15 protein-coding genes are annotated in these 21,943 nt (G+C 62.6%); 9 read left to right on the top strand and 6 right to left on the bottom strand.

The genetic code is table 11. The features are described from left to right. Positions 1-99: 99 nt before the first annotated feature. The 9 genes from MLG87_RS13580 (at position 100) to MLG87_RS13540 (ending at position 13,608) form a co-directional block, all read left to right on the top strand. Positions 100-3,528 carry a hypothetical protein gene (locus MLG87_RS13580; RefSeq protein WP_243295683.1) on the top strand — a complete coding sequence of 1,143 codons (3,429 nt, stop codon included), beginning with the start codon at positions 100-102 and terminating at the stop codon, positions 3,526-3,528. Between the two features lie 787 nt (positions 3,529-4,315). Next, positions 4,316-6,250 (top strand): polysaccharide biosynthesis protein, encoded by a 1,935-nt coding sequence (locus MLG87_RS13575; RefSeq protein WP_243295682.1) that lies wholly within the window; start codon positions 4,316-4,318, stop codon positions 6,248-6,250. Positions 6,251-6,354: 104 nt separating this feature from the next. Next, positions 6,355-7,551, top strand: coding sequence for a DegT/DnrJ/EryC1/StrS family aminotransferase (locus MLG87_RS13570; RefSeq protein ID WP_243295681.1), 1,197 nt, complete (start codon positions 6,355-6,357; stop codon positions 7,549-7,551). A gap of 2 nt (positions 7,552-7,553) precedes the next feature. Next, positions 7,554-8,201 carry a sugar transferase gene (locus MLG87_RS13565; RefSeq protein ID WP_243295680.1) on the top strand — a complete coding sequence of 216 codons (648 nt, stop codon included), beginning with the start codon at positions 7,554-7,556 and terminating at the stop codon, positions 8,199-8,201. Then, entirely contained in the window at positions 8,198-8,851 is a 654-nt protein-coding gene (locus MLG87_RS13560; protein ID WP_243295679.1) for a PglD-related sugar-binding protein, read from the top strand. The genes MLG87_RS13565 and MLG87_RS13560 overlap by 4 nt, the downstream gene beginning before the upstream one ends. A 12-nt stretch (positions 8,852-8,863) precedes the next feature. Continuing rightward, positions 8,864-9,811 (top strand): SDR family oxidoreductase, encoded by a 948-nt coding sequence (locus MLG87_RS13555; protein WP_243295678.1) that lies wholly within the window; start codon positions 8,864-8,866, stop codon positions 9,809-9,811. Beyond that, the gene (gene tviB / locus MLG87_RS13550; protein WP_279341292.1) at positions 9,808-11,070 is read left to right on the top strand and encodes a Vi polysaccharide biosynthesis UDP-N-acetylglucosamine C-6 dehydrogenase TviB; all 1,263 of its coding nucleotides are present in this window, start codon (positions 9,808-9,810) and stop codon (positions 11,068-11,070) included. Before MLG87_RS13555 ends, tviB begins: the two co-directional genes overlap by 4 nt. Before the next feature lie 589 nt (positions 11,071-11,659). After that, positions 11,660-12,448: a glycosyltransferase family 4 protein gene (locus MLG87_RS13545; protein WP_243295677.1), complete on the top strand. Its 789-nt coding sequence runs from the start codon at positions 11,660-11,662 to the stop codon at positions 12,446-12,448. Then, on the top strand, positions 12,448-13,608 hold the full coding sequence (locus tag MLG87_RS13540; RefSeq protein ID WP_243295676.1) for a glycosyltransferase family 4 protein: 1,161 nt from the start codon (positions 12,448-12,450) through the stop codon (positions 13,606-13,608). Before MLG87_RS13545 ends, MLG87_RS13540 begins: the two co-directional genes overlap by 1 nt. 329 nt (positions 13,609-13,937) lie before the next feature. Here MLG87_RS13540 and wzy read toward each other — a convergent pair whose 3' ends face one another. The 6 genes from wzy to MLG87_RS13510 all read right to left on the bottom strand — a co-directional run bounded on the left by wzy (position 13,938) and on the right by MLG87_RS13510 (position 21,776). Further along, positions 13,938-15,296 carry an O-antigen polysaccharide polymerase Wzy gene (gene wzy / locus MLG87_RS13535; RefSeq protein ID WP_243295675.1) on the bottom strand — a complete coding sequence of 453 codons (1,359 nt, stop codon included), beginning with the start codon at positions 15,294-15,296 and terminating at the stop codon, positions 13,938-13,940. Further along, positions 15,283-16,452 (bottom strand): glycosyltransferase, encoded by a 1,170-nt coding sequence (locus MLG87_RS13530; RefSeq protein ID WP_243295674.1) that lies wholly within the window; start codon positions 16,450-16,452, stop codon positions 15,283-15,285. Before MLG87_RS13530 ends, wzy begins: the two co-directional genes overlap by 14 nt. After that, positions 16,452-17,798 carry an oligosaccharide flippase family protein gene (locus tag MLG87_RS13525; protein ID WP_243295673.1) on the bottom strand — a complete coding sequence of 449 codons (1,347 nt, stop codon included), beginning with the start codon at positions 17,796-17,798 and terminating at the stop codon, positions 16,452-16,454. Before MLG87_RS13525 ends, MLG87_RS13530 begins: the two co-directional genes overlap by 1 nt. Before the next feature lie 163 nt (positions 17,799-17,961). Beyond that, entirely contained in the window at positions 17,962-20,148 is a 2,187-nt protein-coding gene (locus MLG87_RS13520; RefSeq protein WP_243295672.1) for a polysaccharide biosynthesis tyrosine autokinase, read from the bottom strand. Beyond that, a complete protein-coding gene (locus MLG87_RS13515) occupies positions 20,145-20,621 on the bottom strand; it encodes a low molecular weight protein-tyrosine-phosphatase (protein ID WP_243295671.1) in 477 nt (158 codons plus the stop codon). The genes MLG87_RS13520 and MLG87_RS13515 overlap by 4 nt, the downstream gene beginning before the upstream one ends. A gap of 3 nt (positions 20,622-20,624) precedes the next feature. Further along, entirely contained in the window at positions 20,625-21,776 is a 1,152-nt protein-coding gene (locus MLG87_RS13510; protein WP_243295670.1) for a polysaccharide biosynthesis/export family protein, read from the bottom strand. Positions 21,777-21,943 lie beyond the last annotated feature (167 nt).

The following is a 21,943-nucleotide window of genomic DNA, read 5'->3' as shown; positions in this document are numbered from 1 at the left end:
AAGGCTTTGTTGCCACCGGCCAACTCATTCCCCGGATCCCTGCGGTACACTTCCCGCCATGCCCCCTCGTCCCGCTGAACCCGCGCGAAAGCCGCATCCGTGGATGTGACGCGCTTCCTCGGGACGCACCGCTACACCTGGCTCATGGACCTGGGCCAGGGCGAGGACTGCGCCTTCCAGCTCCTGCGGCGGGAACTCGACGGCGCGCGCTTCCTGGCGCAGATCTGGTCGCCGCTGCCCGCGGAGCGCGACCTGGACCAGCTGCGAGACACCTTCCTGGCCCGCTTCCGCGACGCCGACCCGCTGGATCCGATCATCGGACACTTCGGCTTCGACGACGGCCAGGCCTGGCACCTCCAGACCCTCCAGGGGACGCCCCTCTCCCGCCTCTGGCCGGGCTGGGGCCCGGCCCAGCGCGCCGCCCTGACACAGCACCTCGCGCGGGAGCTGGCGCGCGACCTCCACCCCCGGTTCCTGCACCCCGAGGTCATCTCCTTCCGCGCCGGGCTCACCCTGATCCCGCGCGCCCTCGGCGGGGCTCCCTGGGGCCTGCCGGAGCTCGCCAGTCTCCTGCCCGAGGCCGTTCCCGCCTCGGCCCTCTCCGAGGACCTTCCCTGGACCCACACCCGGGATCTGTCGGAACTCATCGCCCGGCCCCTCCGGGGGCGGAGCCAGGAGCTGCCCTACCTCAAGTCCCTCATGCTCGGCCTCAACGCCCCCATCCCCATGGAGCGCATCGTCCTCCTCCAGGGCGAGGAGGGCGTCGGCAAGGCCCACCTGGCCGCCTGGGCCTGTGCCGTGGCCGAGGGCGAGGGCATCTGGGTCCACCCCCTCGAAGCCTCCGCGGATGAATCCGCCGGACGGTTCCTGGGCCGGCTGCTGGAGACCCTGCTCGCCGGTAACGAGGCGGACCTCTACGCCCAGCATCCCGAGACCGCCCGGGCCCTGTCCCTGCGGATGCCGGCCTTCGCCTTCCTCACGGGCGGACGCCACCGGAACCGCCAGGACCCCGGCCCCGAGCCCGAGGAGGTGAAGGCGGCCCTCGAGGCCCTGGACTTCGCCCGCCTCCTCCATCCCCGCCTCGTCCACCTCTCGAACCTGGAGCGCGCCGCGCCGGAGGTGCTGTCGCTGGTGCGGGAGCTGGTCCACCGCTCGGACCTGCCCTGGCTGCTCTCGCTCACCACGGGCGCCCAGGGCGCCGGTCTGAAGCCTTTCATCGCCGATCTGCGGCAGGAGGCCTCCGCGGCCCTGGTGGGCGTCAACCGCATGGAGGACGAGGACCTCCGCGCCATCCTGGACGACCTGCTGGGCCGCCACGCCCTGCCCCCGGCCTACGTGGCAGACCTGCTGGCCCAGAGCCTGGGCAACCCGGGCCTGCTGCGGAACGTCCTGGAGCTGGCCCAGCAGGAGGGCGCCCTGGCCTGGGACCAGGATCACTGGATCCTGGCCCCCGACCGCCCCGCGACCCTCCAGGCCCAGGCCGACCTCGTGCAGCAGGTCTTCCTGGGCCGCCTCCAGCGGCTCACCCCCGCCGCCGCCACCCTGGTGCGCCTGCTGGCCCTGGCAGACCGGCCCGTGCCCGCCGGCTCCCTCGGCCGCCTGCTGGGCCTCGCGGGCGATGCGCTGGAGGACGCCCAGCAGGGCGCCCTGGGCTCCCGCCTGGTCCAGCTCCAGGGCGGCCAGGCCCTCATGCCCGATCCCCGCTGGCGCGAGCTGGTGCTCGCCCACACGCCCCAGGCCGAGCTCAAGCGGCTGGCCCGCGCCCTCCTGGCGGTCATCCAGGAGCAGGGCGGCCCCGTGGCCCACTCGGTGACGCTCCAGGCCCTCGCCTCCGACGAGGCCACCGCGCTGGCGGCCGTGCTGGAGGCCCTCGACCACCACCCGCCCGCCCCGCCCCAGGAGGCCCAGCGGATGGTGGCGCAGGCCCTCCAGCTCCAGCCCCGGCCCTGGGACGAGGCGCGCCTGCACGAACACCTGGCGGATGCCTGGGCCGCCGGCTCCCAGGGACCTCTGGCGGATGGCGAGACCCCGGCGCGGCCCGTGGCGGACCTGGCCCTGGAGGCCCTCGACCACGCCCTGGACGCCCTGGGACGATCCGCCTTCCACGAGGGCGTCCGCCTGGCCGAGGCCCGGGTGCTGCGGAAGCGGGCCATGCTCCTGCTCCACCTCCACCGCCCCGGCGAGGCCCAGGAAGCGGTCATGGGGGCCGCCGCCCGCCTGAAGGACCACCCCCTGCATCCCGAGCAGCCCCGCCTGCGTCTGGCCCTGGGCCAGCTCCACCTGCTGCAGGGCCACCTGACCAAGGGCATCCGCGCCCTGGAGGAGGGCCTCCATCCCCAGGGCGGCCGGTCCCAGCCCCAGGACCAGGCGGCCCTGCTCACGGCGCTGGGCCGGGCCCTGGCCGCCCAGGGGCAGTTCCAGCGCGCGGCCGGCCACCTCGAATCCGCCCAGCGCCTGCTGGAGCACGGTCAGGACTACCGGGGCCTGGTGCCGGCCCAGATCGGCCTGGCCCAGGTCCGCCTCGCCCAGGGCCAGGCCGGCCCCTGCATCGCCCTGCTCCAGGAGGCCCTCCAGACCGCCCGGCTGCAGGGCGACCTCGGCCTCCAGAGCCAGAGCCACCTGGCCCTGGGGGCCGTGCGGAGCCTCCAGCAGTTCCTGGGGCCGGCCCTGACGCACCTGGACCGGGCCCTGGGCCAGGCCCAGCGGCTGGGCGACGCGCCCCAGGTGGCCATGATCCAGATCTGGCGCGCGCGCACCTTCGCCGCCATGGGCGATCCCGTGGCCGCGGACCACGCCCTGTTCCAGGCCCAGGGCCCCTCGTCGGGCGCCCAGCGCCTCCTGCTGGCCCCGGAGGAGCAGGGCGACCACACCCTGCTCCAGGGCGACGTGGCCCGGTTCCGCGGCGCCTGGCGGGATGCGGCCCGGCTCTTCAAGGCCGCGGCCGACCAGTTCGAGGCCTCCGGCATGCTCTGGCGCCTTCGGCTGGCCCAGCTCCGGCTGGCCCAGGTGCTGTCCCGGGAATCCCAGCGCACCCGGCAGGAAGCCCCGGAGCAGGGCTGGGCCATCCTCGAGAACCTCAAGGCCCCCGTGGAGGGCTCCGGCTCCCGCTGGCTGGAGCTGGAGTGGCATCGGGCCCATGCCCTGCTGCTCTCCACCGTGTCCGCGACGGAGGCCGTGGCCGAGGAGGGGCTGGAAGCCTGGAGCGAGGTGCTGGCCGCGGCCCGGGACCTCCAGTTCCCCGCCCAGGTGGTGGAGGCCTGCGCCGAGGGCGCCCAGCTCCTGCTCCAGCGCGGCGAGAAGCTGGGCGCCAAGGCCCGCCTGCAGGACGCCTTCCCCAGCTTCCAGGAGCTCTGGTCCCACCTCCCCGAGAGCCAGGGCAGCGCCTTCCTGGGCCGCGAGGACCTGCACCGCTTCCGCCAGACCGTCGAAGCCGCCGGCCTCCGCTGGATCCTCCCCGACCGCGCCGACCCCCTCCAGGACTGGACCCCCACCCAGATGAACCTGCCCGTGGTGCCCGAAGGGGAGTGAGGCGGGCTTCCAGCGAAGGGCTTTCCAGCCACCGATTTCGCCGATGGCGCTGATTGGGCCTCGGATGGGTCCCGCATGGGCCCGCCGCAGACGACTTCCGGCCTCGCCGGAAGTCATGGGGGGCGCCGGGACCGCGAGCCCCCGAAAGATCGTGGCCCTGCGCCCCCCATGGAGCCCATGCTGCGCTCGAGCCGGGTATCGCTTTAAAATCACTGAAATCAACGAAATCGGTGGCGAAAAAAGTCCTTTTAAAGGAGCCGACCAGGCCTCCAGCTGTAGGCATCCCGGGTGTGCCTCACGTCACAACCAGGATCCCGGTTTTCCATCCGCCACCCCATCCAGCCCAGTTCCGGCCTTGTCCCGACCGGGATCCCATGTCACCAAACGACTTCGTCATCATTCGCCCACATGGTCATCAATCCCTTACCGCGCAGTCATACAAACGGAAAATACCAGCATTGATATCATCATTATGACGAATGAATTACCTAGTAAAACTGTTACAATAATGCGCTATTGTCCCAACATAAAGGAAAGCGCCCAGCTGACCGATTAGCCAGTTTTTGATGCCATCAGGCTCACTAGGCCCTTTAGGGCCTAGGTTACGTTCGGGGCATGTCAAAACTGGGCACATTAAGCCGGCTGGAAAACGATTATCACATGTCTTCTTTTTCCGCACTCATTGCTTGTATTTCATGACGATACCTCTTTCACATGCCCTACCATCGAGTCATCTAAGAAAGCCACACCGATGGATGCCGTCCCCTCCCTGAATCCGAGCCAACCCATGCCCACCAACCGCACCTTGAGGCGCCACCCCCTGCTTCGGAAGGCGGTCAAGCTGACCCTGGACCTCCTCCTGGCGGGCCTGGCGTGGGCGGCGAGCGAGCGGTTCCTGTCCGTGGGACATCCCATCGCCTGGCACCTCTATGCCTGGGTGGGCTTGTGCGGGGTGATCAACCTCGGCTTCCGCCTCACCCGCCAGCAGTACCGCTACATCGGCTTCCGGGACACGCTCCAGCTGGTGGCGGCCTCCCTCACGCTTTGCCTGACCGCCCTGGTCCTCGGCCGACTCACGCCCGACCTCGAAGGCGCCTTCACCTTCGACACCCTCGTCACCGCCAGCCTCGCCACCGCCGTGACCTGGGCCCTCGCCCGCACCTTCGTCCGGGCGCGCTACGAGGGCTTCCTGCCGGAGAAAGCCCCCGACACCCGCCAGCGCACCCTCATCGTGGGCGCCGGCCGGGCCGGGCTCCTCGTCGCCCAGGAGATCCAGCGACATCCCGAGCTGAGCAGCCAGGTCATCGGCTATGTGGACGACGCCTTCGACAAGCAGGGCATCCTCCTCCAGGGCGTCCCCGTGATGGGCCCGTCCCGGATGCTCCGCACCCTCATCGCCGATCACCGCATCGCTCAGGTGGTGCTGGCCATCCCCAGCGCCAACGGGGCCACCATCCGCCGCCTGCGGGAGGAGGCCCAGGCCACCGGGGTCCGCATCAAGACCGTGCCCGGCATCTCCGACCTCCTGGGCCCCCGGACCTGGAAGCCCGAGCTGCGCGACGTCTCCATCGAGGACCTGCTGCGCCGCGAGCCCATCCAGCTCGACCAGAGTGCCCTCGGCAGCATCCTCGAGGACGCCACGGTACTCATCACCGGCGCCGGCGGCTCCATCGGCAGCGAGCTGGCCCGCCAGGTGGCCGCCTTCCGCCCGGCCCGGCTCATCCTCCTGGGCCGCGGCGAGAACAGCCTGTGGGAGATCGAGCGCGATCTCCGCGCCCTGTTCCCCAACCAGGCGCTCTCCCTCGAGCTCTGCGACATCCGGCACACCAACCGCCTGCGGCACGTGTTCGAGCGCTGGCGGCCCCAGGTGGTGCTCCATGCCGCCGCCCACAAGCACGTGCCCTACCTCGAGGCCCACCCCGAGGAGGCGGTCAACAACAACATCTTCGGTACCGAGCGGGTGCTGGACGCGGCCCTGGCCGTGGGGGTCCACACCTTCGTGAACATCTCCACGGACAAGTCCGTCAACCCCACCAACGTGCTGGGGGCCTCCAAGCACATCGCCGAAGGTTTGGTGCTCCGCGCCGCCCGCCGCGCGCCCGCGGGCGCCCACTACGTGAGCGTGCGCTTCGGCAACGTGCTGGGCAGCCGGGGCAGCGTGATCCCCATCTTCCGCCAGCAGATCCAGGCCGGCGGCCCCCTCACGGTGACCCACCCGGACATGATCCGCTACTTCATGACCATCCCCGAGGCCAGCCAGCTGGCCCTGCAGGCCGGCATCCTGGGCGACACCGGCAAGGTCTACGTCCTGGACATGGGCGAGCCCGTCCGCATCGTCGACCTGGCCACGGACATGGCCCGCCTCTCGGGCCTGGTCCCCGGCCGGGACATCGAGGTGAAGTTCACCGGCATCCGGCCCGGCGAGAAGCTCTTCGAAGAGCTGTTCTCCGCCCAGGAGGAATCCCGCACGGACGTGCACCCCAAGGTCCTGGACGCCCACCTCCAGGAGCCGGACGACGCCCTGTTCGAGCAGGGCCTGGATGGCCTGCGCCTGGCCATGGAGGAGGACGAGGGCCGGCGGCAGGCCCAGATGCTGCGCTGGCTGCGCCGCCTGGTGCCCACCTACACCCCCTCCGCCCTGGGCCTCGGCCGGTTCGCCGAAGAGAACCGCGACCGCCGCCACTCCGGCGCCAACCCCGTCTACCTCCCGGATGGCGCCTAGCCCCGGCCCTCTTGGCCATCCGCCCGGCCCCCTGAATTTGCCCACCCGATTCGCATTTGCTTGACCTCCCCGCCGCACCTACGGCCCTTTGCCGGAGACCTCCCATGCCCCACACCTTTCCTCCCTGGCCCGCCTACGCCGAAGATGAAGTTGAAGCCGCCACCCGCGTCCTCCGCAGCGGCAAGGTGAACTACTGGACCGGCCAGGAGGGCCGGGCCTTCGAGCAGGAGTACGCCGAGGCCTCCGGCTGCACGTACGGCGTGGCCCTCATGAACGGCACCGCGGCCCTGGAGCTGGCCATCCGCGCCCTGGACCTGCCCGCCGGCTCGGAGATCATCACCACCCCCCGCACCTTCATCGCCAGCGCCAGCGCCGCCGTGGCCCAGGGCTGCATCCCCGTGCTGGCGGATGTGGATCCCGACAGCGGGAACCTCACCGCCGAGTCCATCGCCCAGGTGATCACCCCGCGGACCCGCGCCATCATCGCCGTGCACCTGGCGGGCTGGCCCTGCGACATGGATCCCATCCTGGAGCTGGCCGAGCGGCACGGGCTGAAGGTCATCGAGGACTGCGCCCAGGCCAACGGCGCCACCTACAAGGGCCGCCCCGTGGGCGGGCTCGGCCACGTGGGGTGCTTCTCCTTCTGCCAGGACAAGATCATCACCACCGGCGGCGAAGGGGGTCTGCTCACCACCAACGACGAGCAGGTGTGGCGCCGGGCCTGGGAATACAAGGACCACGGCAAGAGCTTCGACGCGGTCTACCACCGCGAGCACGCCCCCGGGTTCCGCTGGCTGCACGAGTCCTTCGGCACCAACTGGCGCATGACGGAAGTCCAGGCCGCCATCGGACGCCTCCAGCTCCGCAAGCTGGCGGAGTGGACCCGCCTCCGCCGCCAGAACATGGCCTACCTCCTCGATGGCCTGGAAGGCCACCCGGCCCTGCGGGTGCCCCGCCCCGGCCCCGACTTCGGCCACGCCGCCTACAAGGCCTACGTCTACGTCCGCCCCGAGCAGCTGCAGGAAGGCTGGACCCGCGACCGCATCATGATCGAGGTCGCCAACCAGGGCGTCCCCTGCTTCAGCGGCAGCTGCGGCGAGATCTACCGGGAGAAGGCCTTCACCGGGGCCGGCCTGGGCCCCGCGACCCCTCTGCCCGTGGCCCAGCAGCTGGGCGAGACCAGCCTGATGTTCCAGGTCCACCCCGGCCTGAAGGAGGCCCACCACGACCGGCTGCTCCGGACCCTCCGGGGCGCCCTGGAGGCCGCCATGGGTGACAGCTTCTCCGAGGCCGCCGGCTGATCATGTACCCCTTTCTGAAACGCGCCCTGGACCTGGGCATCGCCCTGGTCCTCCTGCTCCTCCTGGCACCCATCCTGGCCCTCACGGCCCTGCTGGTGCGCTGGAAGCTGGGAGCACCGGTCCTGTTCCGGCAGGCGCGCGCCGGGCGCTTCGGTCGCCCCTTCACCATCTTCAAGTTCCGCACCATGACCGACGCCCGGGATTCCGAAGGCCACCTCCTGCCCGACGGGGACCGGCTCACCCCCTTCGGCCAGTTCCTCCGCAGCAGCAGCCTCGACGAGCTGCCCCAGCTGCTGAACGTTCTCCGGGGCGACCTCAGCCTCGTGGGGCCGAGGCCCCTACCGATGCGCTATGTCCCGCGCTACTCCCCCGAGCAGCGCCGCCGCCTCGACTGCCCGCCCGGCATCACCGGCTGGGCCCAGGTCAACGGTCGCAATACCGTGGACTGGGACACGCGATTCGCCTTGGACACCTGGTACGTGGATCACCGGTCGATGATCCTGGATCTGCGGATCCTCACCATGACGTTCTGGCACGTGATCCGCCGCACCGGCATCAGCCAAGAGGGCCAGGCCACGATGGCCGAATTCCAGGGACCGGGGTCTGCCCCCGCCCAGAACGGTGCCCATCCTCACCAGGAGATTGCATGAAACGTGTGGCCGTCATTGGAGCCGGTGGGTTCGCCCGTGAAGTCGCGTGGCTCATCAGGGATATCAACGCCGTTACGCCAACTTTTGATCTGGTTTGCCACCTCGTCAGCGACCTGGACCAGGCCAGCGGCCCACACACGGATGGCATGGTCATGCATGATTTTTCGTGGCTGGAGGAGAACCGATCCGAAGTCGACGGCTTCGTGATGGGAATCGGCACCCCTTCCACCAAGCACCGATTGGTCACCGAGCTCAAGAGCAGGTTTCCAGAGAAGACGTGGCCGAATCTCATCCACCCCACGGTCATGTTCGATGTCGAATCCACACGGTTTGGAGTGGGTGTGGTTCTCTGCGCCGGAAGCATCGCCACCGTAAACACGTCCTTCGATGACTTCGCAATGGTCAACCTGAAATGCACCATCGGACACGAAGCCACCATTGGGGCGTATGCAGTACTCAATCCCACTGTGAATATTTCCGGAAATGTGACCGTGGGGGAGCGGGTCCTGGTGGGGACAGGCGCTCAGGTGCTCCAGAACCTCAAGATCGCCGGGGGGGCAACTGTTGGCGCAGGCTCCGTCGTCACTAAGGACGTACCGGAGGGACTCACCATGGCGGGTATCCCCGCCAAGCCCTTGCATAAAAGCTGAAGGAGCTATCTGTTGAAAATCCTCGTAACCGGCGGCGCCGGATTCATCGGCAGCAACCTCGCGGAGGCACTGCTGTCCCAAGGGCATGCGGTAAGGGTCCTGGACAACTTCTGCGCGGGGGACCGCCGCAACCTGGAGGCCCTCCAGGGCGATCTGGAGGTCATCGAAGGGGACATCACCTCTCCTGCGGATTGCGCGCGGGCCTGCGCAGGCGTGGATGCCGTGTCCCACCAGGCGGCCCTGGGGTCCGTGCCCCGGTCCATGCTGGAACCTGAGCTCTATTCCTTCAACAACCTGCACGGCTTCGTCACCCTCTGCAACCAGGCGCGACTGGCGGGTGTGACCCGCATCGTCTACGCCTCGTCCTCCTCGGTCTACGGGGATCTCGTCGTCAGCCCCAAGACCGAGGCCATGAGGGGCCGCCCCCTCTCCCCGTACGCTGCGAGCAAACAGGGCAACGAGGACTTCGCCCAGGCCTTCCACAACGCCTATGGCCTGACCATGGTCGGCTTCCGCTACTTCAACGTGTTCGGACCGAGGCAGGACCCGCGCGGGGCCTATGCCGCCGTCATTCCCCTGTTCATTTCCAAGCTGCTGAAGGGTGAGGTCCCGACCATCTTCGGAGATGGGGAGCAGAGCCGGGATTTCACCTTCGTGGGGAACGTGGTGCAGGCAAACCTGCGCGCCCTCTTCGGAGAACTGCGCCCAGGCGCCCACCTCGTGAATGTGGCCTGCGGAGAAAGCACCACCGTGAACCAGCTCTATCAGGGCATTGCCACGGAGCTGAACTCTTCTCTTTCCCCCATCCACGCCCCCGATCGCAAGGGCGATATCCGCGACTCCCTGGCAGACGTGAGCCGGGCCCAGGAGCTGCTGGGGTACACCGATTGGACCACGCTCCAGCAGGGCCTGGCGGCCACCGTAGCGTGGTACCAGCAGCATCCGGAGCGCCTGGCATGAAACCTGTCCTTGGCATCATCGGGCTTGGGTATGTGGGGCTCCCCATGGCCGTGGAATTCGGCAAAGCCTTCGACACCATTGGCTTCGATGTCAATTCGCAGCGCATCGAAGACTTGCGACAAGGTCTGGACCGGACCCTGGAAGTGGTTCCGGAGCAGTTGGCCGCGGCCACTCGCCTGAAGGTCACCACGGATCTGGAGGCCCTGCGGGCCTGCACCGTCTATATCGTGACGGTGCCCACCCCGATCGACCGCTTCAACCGTCCAGACCTCACGCCGCTAATCAAGGCCAGCGAGACTGTAGGCAAGGTGCTCAAGAAGGGCGACATCGTCATCTATGAATCCACCGTCTATCCCGGGTGCACGGAGGAGGATTGCGTGCCGGTCCTGGAGCGGGTGAGCGGCCTCGCCTTCAACCGGGATTTCTTCTGCGGCTACAGCCCCGAGCGCATCAACCCTGGCGACAAGGAACACACCCTCACGAAGATCAAGAAGGTGACCTCGGGCTCCACCCCCGAAGTAGCCGATTTCGTCGACGCCCTTTATCGGGGCATCATCACCGCCGGCACCCACAAGGCCAGCAGCATCAAGGTGGCGGAGGCGGCAAAGATCATCGAGAACAGCCAGCGGGACATCAACATCGCCTTCGTGAACGAGTTGGCCCTCATCTTCGACCGCATGGGGATCGACACCCTGGAAGTGCTGGAGGCCGCCGGCACCAAGTGGAACTTCCTTCCCTTCCGGCCAGGGTTCGTGGGGGGGCATTGCATCGGCGTGGACCCCTTCTACCTCACCCACAAGGCCGAAAGCCTGGGCTACCACCCCGAGGTCATCCTCGCCGGTCGGCGCATCAACGACAACATGCCCGTTTTTGCCGCCAACAAGCTCATCAAGCTCATGATCCGCCAGGGCCACCGGATTGAAGGGTCACGGGTCCTGGTCCTGGGCATCACCTTCAAGGAGAACTGCCCGGATATCAGGAATTCCAAGGCTGTGGACCTGGTGAAAGAGCTACAGGATTTCGGATGCGAGGTCACGGTCATCGATCCCTGGGCGGACCCGGAAGAGGTTCATCGAGAGTACGGATTGCCCACGGCGAAGTCCCTTGAGGCTGGGTGTCCCCCCTTCGAAGCCGTGGTGCTCGCTGTGGCCCACCGAGAATTCACCTCATTCGATGTTCATGCGGTGTCCACACCCGGCACCGTCATGTTTGACATCAAGGGCATCCTTCCGCGAGAAAAGGACATCACTCGACTCTGATCCGAGTGGGAAGACCCGGTCACCGCACGAGACTTGTGGCCGGGCATTTGGCAATGTTGAGGGGCTGATGGCGATTGACGGCTGTACGACGAATTCCTCCCATCCCACCCTCGAAGAGGACGGGCGATTCGCCACCGGTTCATTGGCTTCCCCTCGGCAAAGGGTTTTGGTCGCTCTCGAGTACCGGTTCGGATCCGGTCCAGGTGGCCGGGTCCTTTCGGACTCTCACTACGTTTATGCCTTCTGGCAGCGCTATCTGTCCGCCTTCCAGGAAGTGGTGATCCTGGCCAGAGTCGCCAAGGCATGCCCCCTCCCCGACTCCTGGATACCCGTCGAGGGCCCTGGGGTCCGAGTGGTGCCTCTTCCTGACTACCAAGGGCCTTGGCAGTACCTCAAAGCACGCCACCGGATCCTCCGAGCCGTGCAGGCTGCTGTTAAGCAAGTAGATTGCGGCGTTCTCCGGGTCCCTGGACAGGTGGGGAACCTGGCTGAGCCACTCCTCAGGAGCCATGGCCGGCCCATTGGGTTGGAGGTCGTGGGAAATCCCTACGACTCTCTGGCGCCAGGCAGCGTGGATGCCTTTGGAGCCATGTTATTCCGCCATCTCGCGGTCCGTCGCTTGCGGAAGCAATGTACTTCCGCTCAAGCAGTCTCCTATGTCACGGCTGAAACCCTCCAGAAGGCCTACCCCCCGCATCCGGCGGCCTACACCACGCATTACTCCTCCATTTCCCTGCCCGAGCAGGCCTATGCCACTTCCCCCCGACAGTTCGAGGTGGGATCGGCCAATACCCCCGATCTGGCCGCGCCAAGGAAACTGGTCTTCATCGGGTCGCTGGCTCAGTACTACAAGGGCCTGGATACGCTCATGCGCGCCATGACGATCTGCATCCAGCGCGGAGCCACTCTGCAACTCGAGGTCCTGGGAGATGGGTCTTTGCGTGGACACTTCGAAGCCCTGGCAAGGGACCTGCGCTTGAATGACCGCATTGCTTTCATGGGCCAACTGCCCGCGGGACCACCGGTTTGGGAACGGCTCCGTGCGGCGGACCTCTTCGTGATCCCCTCGTACGCCGAGGGCCTGCCGCGGGTCCTCATCGAGGCCATGGCGGCAGGTCTTCCCTGCATCGGCACCCATGTCGGAGGGATCCCCGAACTGATTCCCAGCGAGGATCGCGTCCCCCCCAAGGACCCGGAGCGCCTCGCCTCCCTCCTGATGGAGGTCCTGGGAGATCCAAGGCGCATGAGCGAGATGGCTTCAAGGAACCTACGGGTGGCCTCTGACTACCAAGCGTCCATCCTTCAGTCCCGCCGGGAGGCCTTCTACCGGCATCTGAGCGAGCTCATCCGGACCCCCGATCACCGCCTGGACGACTGATGCGAGTTCTCCACCTGGTCAAGACATCAGATGGGGCCACCTGGGCCGCGCTCCAAGCCGAAGAGCTGACGAAGCATGGGGTCGAAGTCCATGTGGCCCTGCCCTCCCTGGAGGGCCGCACCATCCCCGCCTGGAAACAGGCCGGAGCGATCATTCATGAGCTTGCCACCGATTTTCCCGCGCGGGCTCCGTGGACCTTGCCCCAGACCCTGAGGAGCCTCCGGGCGCTGGTGGACCGGATTCGCCCGGACATCATCCACAGCCACTTCGTGGGAACCACCCTGGTGGCCCGCTACGCCCTTGGGAAAGACCACCCCATCCCAAGGCTGTTTCAGGTCCCCGGTCCGCTGCACCTCGAACACAGCTTCTATCGGAATTGGGAGATCGGATCGGCGGGTCCGGCCGATCGGTGGATCGGCTCCAGTCGCTGCATCCTCCGACACTACGAAGCGGCGGGAATCCCCGGCGACCGCCTGTTCCTGAGCTATTACGGCACGCGAATCGAGTCGTTCAGCACCCGGCGCCCCAACATCCTGCGAGCCCGCTTCGACCTTCCCGAGTCCCAGATCCTCATTGGGAACATGAATTACATGTACCCCCCCAAACGCTACCTGGGCCAGACCCGAGGTCTGAAGGGGCACGAAGACGTCATCGACGCACTATGTGAGGTGCTGCCGGACCATCCTGACTGGACCGGAGTCCTGATCGGAGGACAGTGGGGGCAGCCCCCCGGCCAAGTGGGGTCCTACGAGGCCAAACTGAGACGCAGGGCCGCGGCCTGTGGCCCAGGACGCATCCTGATGCCGGGATTCCTTCCGTCTCATGAGGTTGCCAACCTTTGGGCGGATTTCGACTTGGCCATCCATGTCCCCTTTTCAGAGAATTGCGGAGGGGTGGTGGAGCCCATGCTGGCGGGGGTGCCGACCATTGCGTCTAATGTCGGAGGCTTGCCAGAAGTGGTGGTTGATGAGGTTACGGGATGGCTCACCCCGACTCGAAATCCTCAATCTTTATCTCGAATAATAAGAAAAGCCATGGATAGCAAACAGCTCCGGGACATCGTTGCAACTGCTGGTCAAGCGCAGGCCTCACGCATGTTTAATGTCACGCTTACCAGCAGACAAATTCACGAAATTTACGCACAGCTATTATATTCTTGACATATTCGAAATCATTATAGTCAACAACTATCCCGCTTTTGTATGGTCAATACCAATTGACCGAATGTGCAGGCACCCCAACAACCGTACTGTACGCCAGAATATTTCGCGTCACTACTGATTCAACCCCAACAAGCCCAGATGTGGTTAAATTGGGGCATTGTAACTTCAACCCGATTACAGGCATTTGAGTGAACAATGTTTTTGATATATATACGAGACCCCTCAAGACACGCAGGTGAAAATCTGCCATTCCTCTGTAAATCCTAAAGAATCAAAACGAACACATTGTTTACCAATACCGCGCCATTTCAATATGAATAAAAAACTCAATATTTATCTACTTTAATTGGGCCCACCTTTATTACAAATAATCCAACCAGTAGTCCTACAATCAATTGGGTCAATACAGGTGTAAAAGCGTTACGAATTTGAATAAATAACGGCATGAATATTATACCTGATAACAGTTGAAGATTTGGATGATTGGGCCACGCCTCAATAAGACCAATCATAAAACCAATTAATAGTAAGGCGATTATTACGCCGATAAACCCACCATTTCGGTAACCCTCTGCGATCGGTGAGAATCCATAGGGACCGTAATTCTTAAATACCCATACATTTGAAAGTCGTTGATCCTGATCAGCAGGTAATCTCTTTGCATCAGGTATCATTTTAAGTATTAATCTTTCCGCGGGTGCCCAATAAGAGGTTCCATATAAGTAGGGATTACCTTCTTCATGGGCGCGAACAACAAGAACGACTGGATAAATTGATCCACCCATTTCTGCAACTGCGTCTAAAGGTTTAGCTGTCATTGTACCGCGGCTGAAATTTTTGATACCGCCTACTCTCAGTTGTCCGACCAAAGCGATTAGACATAGAACGGCACCTGCAAGTACTAGTGTTTGCTTTTGCGTAATAAAATTCCTTCTTTTTGCCATTACAGCCATCATTGAGGTAGCAGGGAAAAGAACCTGCCCTCGAATTCCTATTGGAATGGCAACTATCGAGAAAATTATAAATACACCAAAACCAAGCTTCTGCCAATCTGATGATTCCCCTGCACCCAATAAAACGGCTCCAATCCCCAATAATGCGAAGCAATAGGCCATCACCCCGCCCTCTACCTGGGTTAAGTAATCGCCATAGGCACCTATTAATATACCAGCTGCACCGTAATGGATCGATAAAACGAACCAGCCACCTGCACCTATTAGCATTAAGCAAAATCCTGCTTTGCTGAATCTTAATCTCTTTATATAGGCATGATCATTCGAGCCACCTTGCGGTGAGACCCTTTTGCCGATAATCATTCCAATGGCACATGCAATTAACCCAAGTATGGACGCAATAATTGCTTGAATCAAATAAGGTCCATCGAACCATTGCTGAACAAAACTCATCATCTGATTTTGATAATCATATGGCGTCAAAAAAACAATAATCAATCCGAAGTGGAACAGAATAAACACACTTAGATATATCACCGTAAAGGACCACAGATTCCTACCGGTGGTGCGATATATTGCAAGCCAAGTTATAATAACGATTCCAGTGGTTAATAACGAAACGAGTCTCAGATTCAGTCTGATAAATAAACCACTTAACCCCCATACACAGATAAGCATAATAATGAGGAAATTAATTGTGATCAAATCATGCCAATCATTACCTTTCTTCATTGATTCTCCATTGCCCCCAGAGTTCTTCGTGGGCGCCAAGAAATTTTTCTAATGTAAATGGAGTCCCAATAAATTGATTCTGAATTGTCACTCGGTCGTTCGGAGAGTTTAGAATTTCATGAATTTTGTTAGCCCATTGATCATTTGACGATTGAAGAGAATTTATATAAACAGAAGGGAAATATGATGCAATTTCTTGAGATCCAGGAAGATCACTCGCTACCACTGGAATTCCTGCAGCACAGGCCTCCAAGACGACCCCGGGCAGACCTTCCCACAACGAGGGAAAGAGGAGGAGGTCCGCCGCAGCCATCCATTCGTGCACATTACTTTGTTCCCCAACAATAAAAATACGGTTTTTAAGGTTGAGTTCGGTAATCCGAGTTTGAATTCGCCTTTCAATTTCATTGCCCCCGCGGCCCAGTAAAACAAGCCGAGCCATCGGTTCCTTTTTAAAAAGTTCATAAAAAATTTCAATCAATCTCTCATGATTTTTAGGTGGGTCGAACCGACCCACATGAATCACTACACGGTGTTCTGGCGTGAGTTCTAATTTTTTTCGGAGGTCACTACTGGACATTCCTAAAAAATGAGTATGGTCACATCCGTCATAAATAATAAGTTTACGCGGATCTTTATCCCAATCATTCCCCCAACAACGAAGCATTACACCTTTACCCACTGCAATGATTTTTGTAGCATAATGATTCACCATATATCCCATGAACACATTCTGTATTTTTCGACGAAAAGACAGCGTAGATGCCAGCGTACTTCTAAAATGAGCTATTCGACCTCGCACTCCTACGCTTTTTGCCAAACCAAGTATTAACCCAGAAAAAAATGCAACATGTGAATGAATGATATCGTATTCCCCATTTTTTATTAATTTCTTGAACCTCCATGGAAATAAAATTCCAAGACGGCATGGCAAAACCTTCCCGCCGAGTGATTGAATTTCCGCATCCAACTCGCCGGCAAGACCTGATAGAACACAAAAATCTAATTGGTATACATTCGGGTCCAACCGCCGCATCAGTTCTAATGTGCGTATCTCCGCGCCGCCTCGTCCCATTCGGCCAAAGATATTCAATATCTTTACCGGACGCCGTTGCGACAAGTCGTCTAAAGAAGCTTGGGGAATCAAAATTCGCATCAATGAACCTTAACCTCAAGTGTTTTTACCCAACGCCGATACAAAGCCAACATACACGCGGTATAAGCAACAAACTCAATGACACTACCTCCGAGGCAGGCTAGAGCGCCTCCCATCAGTGCAAATCGAGGAACCAACACTTTGCTTAACAGCAATATAGTCAACGCACTAACAATATGAATCGGCAATTGAACCTTAAACTGTCGCATCGCATGAATGGCATTCCCTAAAAATGTATACACGAACAGGATCGCCACATTAAATGTCAAACAGAAAAAAATCAGAGTATGTCCGGCATATTCCGGTCCATAAAGAATTCGCAATATTTTTTGCCCAAAGGCTACAACCAAAAATACACCAATCATTCCAACCAAAGACGCAATTCCAATCATTTGACCAAGGAGACGTAGAAATTTATGCCTCTTTTGTTCCGCATAAAGAATAGCTAACCGGGGAGTAGCTGCATGTCCTAACGCCGTCAGGATAATGCCACCCGCTGCTAGAGGGGCCGCTAATGCTGCAAATATCCCGAGATACTTGGCCCCCAAATACTGCTCCACTGCATATCTCGGGATATTGACATTTAATGATCCTAGTGTTGTTACAACTCCAAGCGGTAAAGTCATCACAATAAGATTTCGAAGCCGACCCCATTCCCATAACGGACGCAGTGTCACTGCCTCATTCTCTCTTTCCAAAGTCCTCTTTCTCAGTGCACTACATTTGGGGATGTCATATATCAGAAGAACAATAAGCCAAGCTAACCCAAGTCCTACTATCCCCCAAAAAACGCTTCTAGTAGTTGCAAATATAAATCCCAACGCCATTAAAGAAAGCATACCTTTGATTATCATGGATATTGCAATTTCGCGCATCTGCTCATGTTGTTGAAGATACCCATAATAGATGTCGCTCATTGTTTCAATAAATTTAGCACACCCCACTGCAACAATGATTGATACATCCTTGCCATGCCCCGTAAGATAAATTACAACTAATACAGCGAGTAATCCCATAATGCTGGAAATGATCCGCACCCCGAGATAGTGACCGAAGCGAAATTCTCCACGAGCATCCGTGGCTTGAACAGAACGAAGTTTCAAATTCAGAAAAATAAAAATGGGTGCCGTTATAGCGAACCCCAATGAAAATTCGCCCAAAGCCGCTGGAGTCCCAAGTCTAGAAATAAGGACTATCCAGCCAAATTGACTTGCAGCATAAATCATATTGCCTAATAACGTCCAAGAAAAGTTCTCTCGGAGGGAAACCTGACGGACAGACATGCCCTTGTATTTGTCCCGAGATTCGGGCAAGAATTTGACCGCACTTTCTTGTGATATGCTCATTAGGCCAACTAAAAATATGTTGTATACCGCTGGTATTTAGCGCATTAAAAATTTAACCTTATAGCGTTCTTGTTAAATCCAAAGTGACTATGCCAAACCCTGGGATTATCGTTAATACATCTGTTAAAAATGAATCTATAGAACAATCGGATTTTCATAATATCTATTTGTTGTACCCATAATGATATGCATAGCGATAATATCGATAACCCCCATCGACTGCGGTTATATCATTAAAGATGCAACCCTTGACCTTGACTCCACCGCTTTCAAACCGCTGGAGGGCAATCTGGAGTTCCTCCAGGGAGTGCATCCGGGCCTTGGCGATGAGGAGGGTGGTGCCCACGTGCTTGGCCAGGATGACGGGGTCGGTGACGGCCAGGACGGGGGCGGCGTCGATGAGCACCAGGTCGTAGGCCCCGGACACCTGCTGGAGGAAGTCCGGCAGGCGGCTGGTCATCAGCAGCTCGGCGGGGTTGGGGGGCAGGGTGCCGGTGGTGATGAGGTCGAGGCCCGGCAGCACGCCCGAATGCAGCACCGCCTTCCAGTCCGCCTGGCCCGAGAGGATCTCGGACAGGCCTTGGCCCCGCTCCAGGAGGCCGAAGGGCCGGTGGAGGAGGCCCTTGCGCAGGTCGCCATCCACCACCAGCACCCGGGTGCCAGACTGGGCCAGCAGGGCGGCGAAGTTGGCGCTCACGAAGGTCTTGCCGATGGTGGGGGCCGGGCCGGTGATCAGCACCACGGGGTTCTTCGCGTCCATCATGGTGAAGTGGAGGCTGGTGCGCAGGCTGCGCAGGCTCTCCACGGCCAGATCCTCGGGCTGGGCCTGGGCCAGCAGGTGGAGGCCCGCCTCCCGGCGCTGCATGGCCTTGTGGATGATCCCCTGCTGGTCGCTGTGGGGCACGGTCACCACCACCGGCAGGTTCAGGCGGCTCTCGATGAGGCGGGGATCCTCCACGCCCCGGTGCAGGGCCCGGCGCAGCAGGGTCAGGCCGATCCCGCCGAAGAGGCCCAGCAGCGCGGACAGGGTGATCACCATGGGCTTCTGGGGCTTGACGGGCCGCAGGCTGGGCAGGGCATGGTCCACGATGCGGGCGTTGCCGATCTCGCCGGCCCTGGCCACCTGCAGCTGCTGGGCGTTGTTGAGCAGGGCGGTGTACATGTCCGTGTCCACCTGGACATCGCGCATGAGGCGCACCAGCTCCTGCTGGGTGCGGGGGAGGGCCCGCACCTTGCCATCGAGCTGGCGGGCCTCGCCACTCAGCTTGGCGATCTGCTGGTCCAGGGTGGCCACCACGTCCGAGCGCTCCTTGTAGGTGCGGAGCGTCTCGTCCTTCTTCTGCTTGAGCGCCAGGAGCTGGCCTTCCAGGTCCACGCTCTGCTTGAGCACCAGCCTGGCCTCCTCGGGCAGGTCCACGGAGCCAGCCTGCATGCGGTACTGGTTCAGCTGGTTCTCGGCGGCCTCCAGCTTGGCCTTGAGCTGAGGCAGCTGCTCCTGGAGGAAGGCCAGGGTCTTGGAGGCCTCCTCGGCCTTGCGCTCGATGTTCTGGCGCACGTACTGGGCGACGATCTCATTGAGGATCTCCGCCCCGCGAATGGGGCTGCGGTGCTCGAAGCTGAGGCCCAGGATGTTGGTCTGCTTGCCCTTCTCGGCCACCTGCAAGTCCCGGCGCAGGGCTTCGATGGCATCGAGGGTGGGCTGGCGGACGAGGCTGAAGCGCTGGCCCGGGGGGGCCACCAGGCGGCGCACCTGGAGGACCAGGGGCTGGCCCTGCCAGGCCGCCTTGAGCTCCTCGCCTTCGTGGCCCGTGGCCAGCACCCGGCCATCGGGATCCTCCCAGTGGAAGGCGCCGTTCTCCCCGGCGACGAGGCGGAAGGCCGTGCCCTGCAGGGGAGCGGGCACCTCGAAGCGCTCTATGCGCAGGCTGGGGGCGTCGAGGCGGCGGCGCACCAGGGCATCGCCCACCAGGGGGTTGAAGGTGGGCTGGGCCACGGTGTCGAGGGCCAGGGCCTCCACCGTGCGGCCCAGCACCAGGTTGCTCTTGAGGATCTCGATCTCGGCCTGGGCCACGGTGGGCTGGTCCAGCAGGCTGGACAGGGCCTCCATGCCCGGGCCGCCCTTGCCGCCCTTCTTGTCCTCCACCTGGAGCAGGGCGTCCACCTGGTAGATGGGGCTCTTGCGCCAGGCGTAGTAGCCCCCCAGCAGCAGGGCCAGCAGGGTGGCGCCCAGGATGAGGTGGCGGCCCTCCCACAGGTTGGCGATGAGCTCGCCCAGGGAGACCTCGTCCCCGCCTCCGGGGCCACGGAGGTCCTGGGCGACGGGACGGGAGGATGGTTCGGTGGCGCTCATGGGTTCCTTGGGGCAAGTCGGGGCAGCCAGCTCTGGATGGCGCCCTGGATGTGTTCGCAGGCGAGTCGGTGGGCGTCGGGGCCGCCCCGGATGGGGTCGGCGATCTCCTGGCTGGCGGTCCCTTCACCATCGGGGGACAGCCAGTGCCCCAGCAGGAAGACCCGGCCCCGGGCGTGGGGGGTCAGAGCCTCGCCGGCTTCCTTCTGGGCCCGGTCCATCACCAGGACCAGGTCCGAGTCCCGGATCAGCTCGGGGCTGACCTGGTGGCCCCGGTGGGCCTCGAGGTCGAGGCCCAGGCCTGCGGCCAGGCGCCGGGTCTCCTCGTGGGCAGGCTGGGCCACCAGGGCCCCGAGCCCGGCGGAGCGCACCTCGACGGCGGGGCCGAGGGCCTTGCGCAGCAGGGCCTCCGCCAGGGGGCTGCGGCAGTGGTTGCCCTCGCACAGGACGAGGATGCGGCGGATGGCGAGGGGCATGGGCTACTGGCTGAGGTACTTGACTTCGGAGGCGGTGGAGGTGAGGGCGGAGACCGTGGGCACGATGAGGCTCACGACGCGGTTCCAGCGCACCAGGGGGCCGGCGTCCACGTAGACCAGGTCCCGGGGCTGGAGGGCGAAGCGGTCCGCCAGCACCATGGCCACGGGGTTGTAGGCGTCCAGGTGGAACACGTCCACGGCGTTCTCGGTCTGGCCGCGCCGGAACACGTAGATGGACCGGGCCTCGGCGGTGGTGGTGTTGATGCCGCCCGCATCGGAGATGGCCTGGGCCAGGGACAGCTTGCCGTGGTAGGTAGGCACGGAGCGGGGGTTGCGCAGCTCGCCCAGGAGGTAGACGGGCTCCTCGTCGCGGTTCTGAACGTGCACCGAGTCGCCGTCCCGGAGGAGGATCTGGCCGATGCGGTTGCCCCGGGTCATGAGCTGGAGGAAGTCGAGGGACCAGGTCCGATCCCCGCGGGAGACCAGGACGTGGCTCTGGTCCGCCGTGGGCAGGAAGCCGCCGGCGCGGTTGACGGCCTCCGCCAGGGTGAAGGGGATGTCGGTGACGTTGTAGACGGCGGGGTTGCGCACCTCGCCGCTGATGAAGACCTTCTGGGACCGGTAGGCGATCACCTTCAGATCCACCTGGGGGCGCTGGAGCACGTCATCGAGCTTGGCGGTGAGGAGGGCGCGGGCCTCCACCACCGTGAGGCCCGCCACCTTCACCCGGCCGATGTAGGGGTAGAACAGGAAGCCGTCCTCGTCCACCACCATGCCGGTGGCGGCATCGGTGCGGTACTGGCCCAGGGGCAGGGTCAGCTCGGGGTGGTCCCAGACGGTGACCATGAGGATGTCCTGGGGGCCGATGCGGTAGGGCTCGACCTTGGCAGCCAGCAGCTCCTTGACTTCCGTGGAGGCCGGGCGGGCCCCGTAGGCCTTGAGGGTCTCGGGGTTCAGGGGATGCAGGGTGACGTCCTGGCCGTTCACCTGGGTGCGAGTCTCCCGCTCGAAGGCGCGCTCGTTGAACTTCATGCCCGGGGCCCGGCAGGCGCCCAGCAGGAGGGTCAGGCCCAGGACGGCCAGGACCGGGAGGCGCCGGCAGAGGGCCGGGGCACCCGGCATAGAGGACGGGTGGATCGGGAGAATCTCAGACATTCCATTCCTATCGGTCAGGTACGAGCTGGAGGCCAGTTTCAACAGAGCCTCATATCGTCTCATCCGCGGCCGGGGATTCACAATTCGAGACTAAGTGACAAGAGGCACAGACCGGGCGGTCCCGGCTTTCGCGCCCTGGGCAAAAGGGGGGTGCCTCGGCGAAAGGT

This window comes from Geothrix mesophila, assembly GCF_022808835.1.
GTDB classification, from domain to species: domain Bacteria; phylum Acidobacteriota; class Holophagae; order Holophagales; family Holophagaceae; genus Geothrix; species Geothrix paludis.
This window is presented reverse-complemented; position numbering and strand designations above follow the sequence as displayed.

Bases quoted from the DNA above. Each gene is read 5' to 3' on its own strand.
- MLG87_RS13560 (WP_243295679.1), top strand. From the start codon at position 8,198: ATGAAACGTGTGGCCGTCATTGGAGCCGGTGGGTTCGCCCGTGAAGTC.
- MLG87_RS13515 (WP_243295671.1), bottom strand. From the start codon at position 20,621: ATGCCCCTCGCCATCCGCCGCATCCTCGTCCTGTGCGAGGGCAACCAC.
- MLG87_RS13570 (WP_243295681.1), top strand. From the start codon at position 6,355: ATGCCCCACACCTTTCCTCCCTGGCCCGCCTACGCCGAAGATGAAGTT.
- MLG87_RS13525 (WP_243295673.1), bottom strand. From the start codon at position 17,798: ATGAGCATATCACAAGAAAGTGCGGTCAAATTCTTGCCCGAATCTCGG.
- MLG87_RS13565 (WP_243295680.1), top strand. From the start codon at position 7,554: ATGTACCCCTTTCTGAAACGCGCCCTGGACCTGGGCATCGCCCTGGTC.
- MLG87_RS13545 (WP_243295677.1), top strand. From the start codon at position 11,660: ATGTTATTCCGCCATCTCGCGGTCCGTCGCTTGCGGAAGCAATGTACT.
- MLG87_RS13510 (WP_243295670.1), bottom strand. From the start codon at position 21,776: ATGTCTGAGATTCTCCCGATCCACCCGTCCTCTATGCCGGGTGCCCCG.
- MLG87_RS13530 (WP_243295674.1), bottom strand. From the start codon at position 16,452: ATGCGAATTTTGATTCCCCAAGCTTCTTTAGACGACTTGTCGCAACGG.
- MLG87_RS13540 (WP_243295676.1), top strand. From the start codon at position 12,448: ATGCGAGTTCTCCACCTGGTCAAGACATCAGATGGGGCCACCTGGGCC.
- tviB (WP_279341292.1), top strand. From the start codon at position 9,808: ATGAAACCTGTCCTTGGCATCATCGGGCTTGGGTATGTGGGGCTCCCC.
- MLG87_RS13575 (WP_243295682.1), top strand. From the start codon at position 4,316: ATGCCCACCAACCGCACCTTGAGGCGCCACCCCCTGCTTCGGAAGGCG.
- wzy (WP_243295675.1), bottom strand. From the start codon at position 15,296: ATGAAGAAAGGTAATGATTGGCATGATTTGATCACAATTAATTTCCTC.
- MLG87_RS13520 (WP_243295672.1), bottom strand. From the start codon at position 20,148: ATGAGCGCCACCGAACCATCCTCCCGTCCCGTCGCCCAGGACCTCCGT.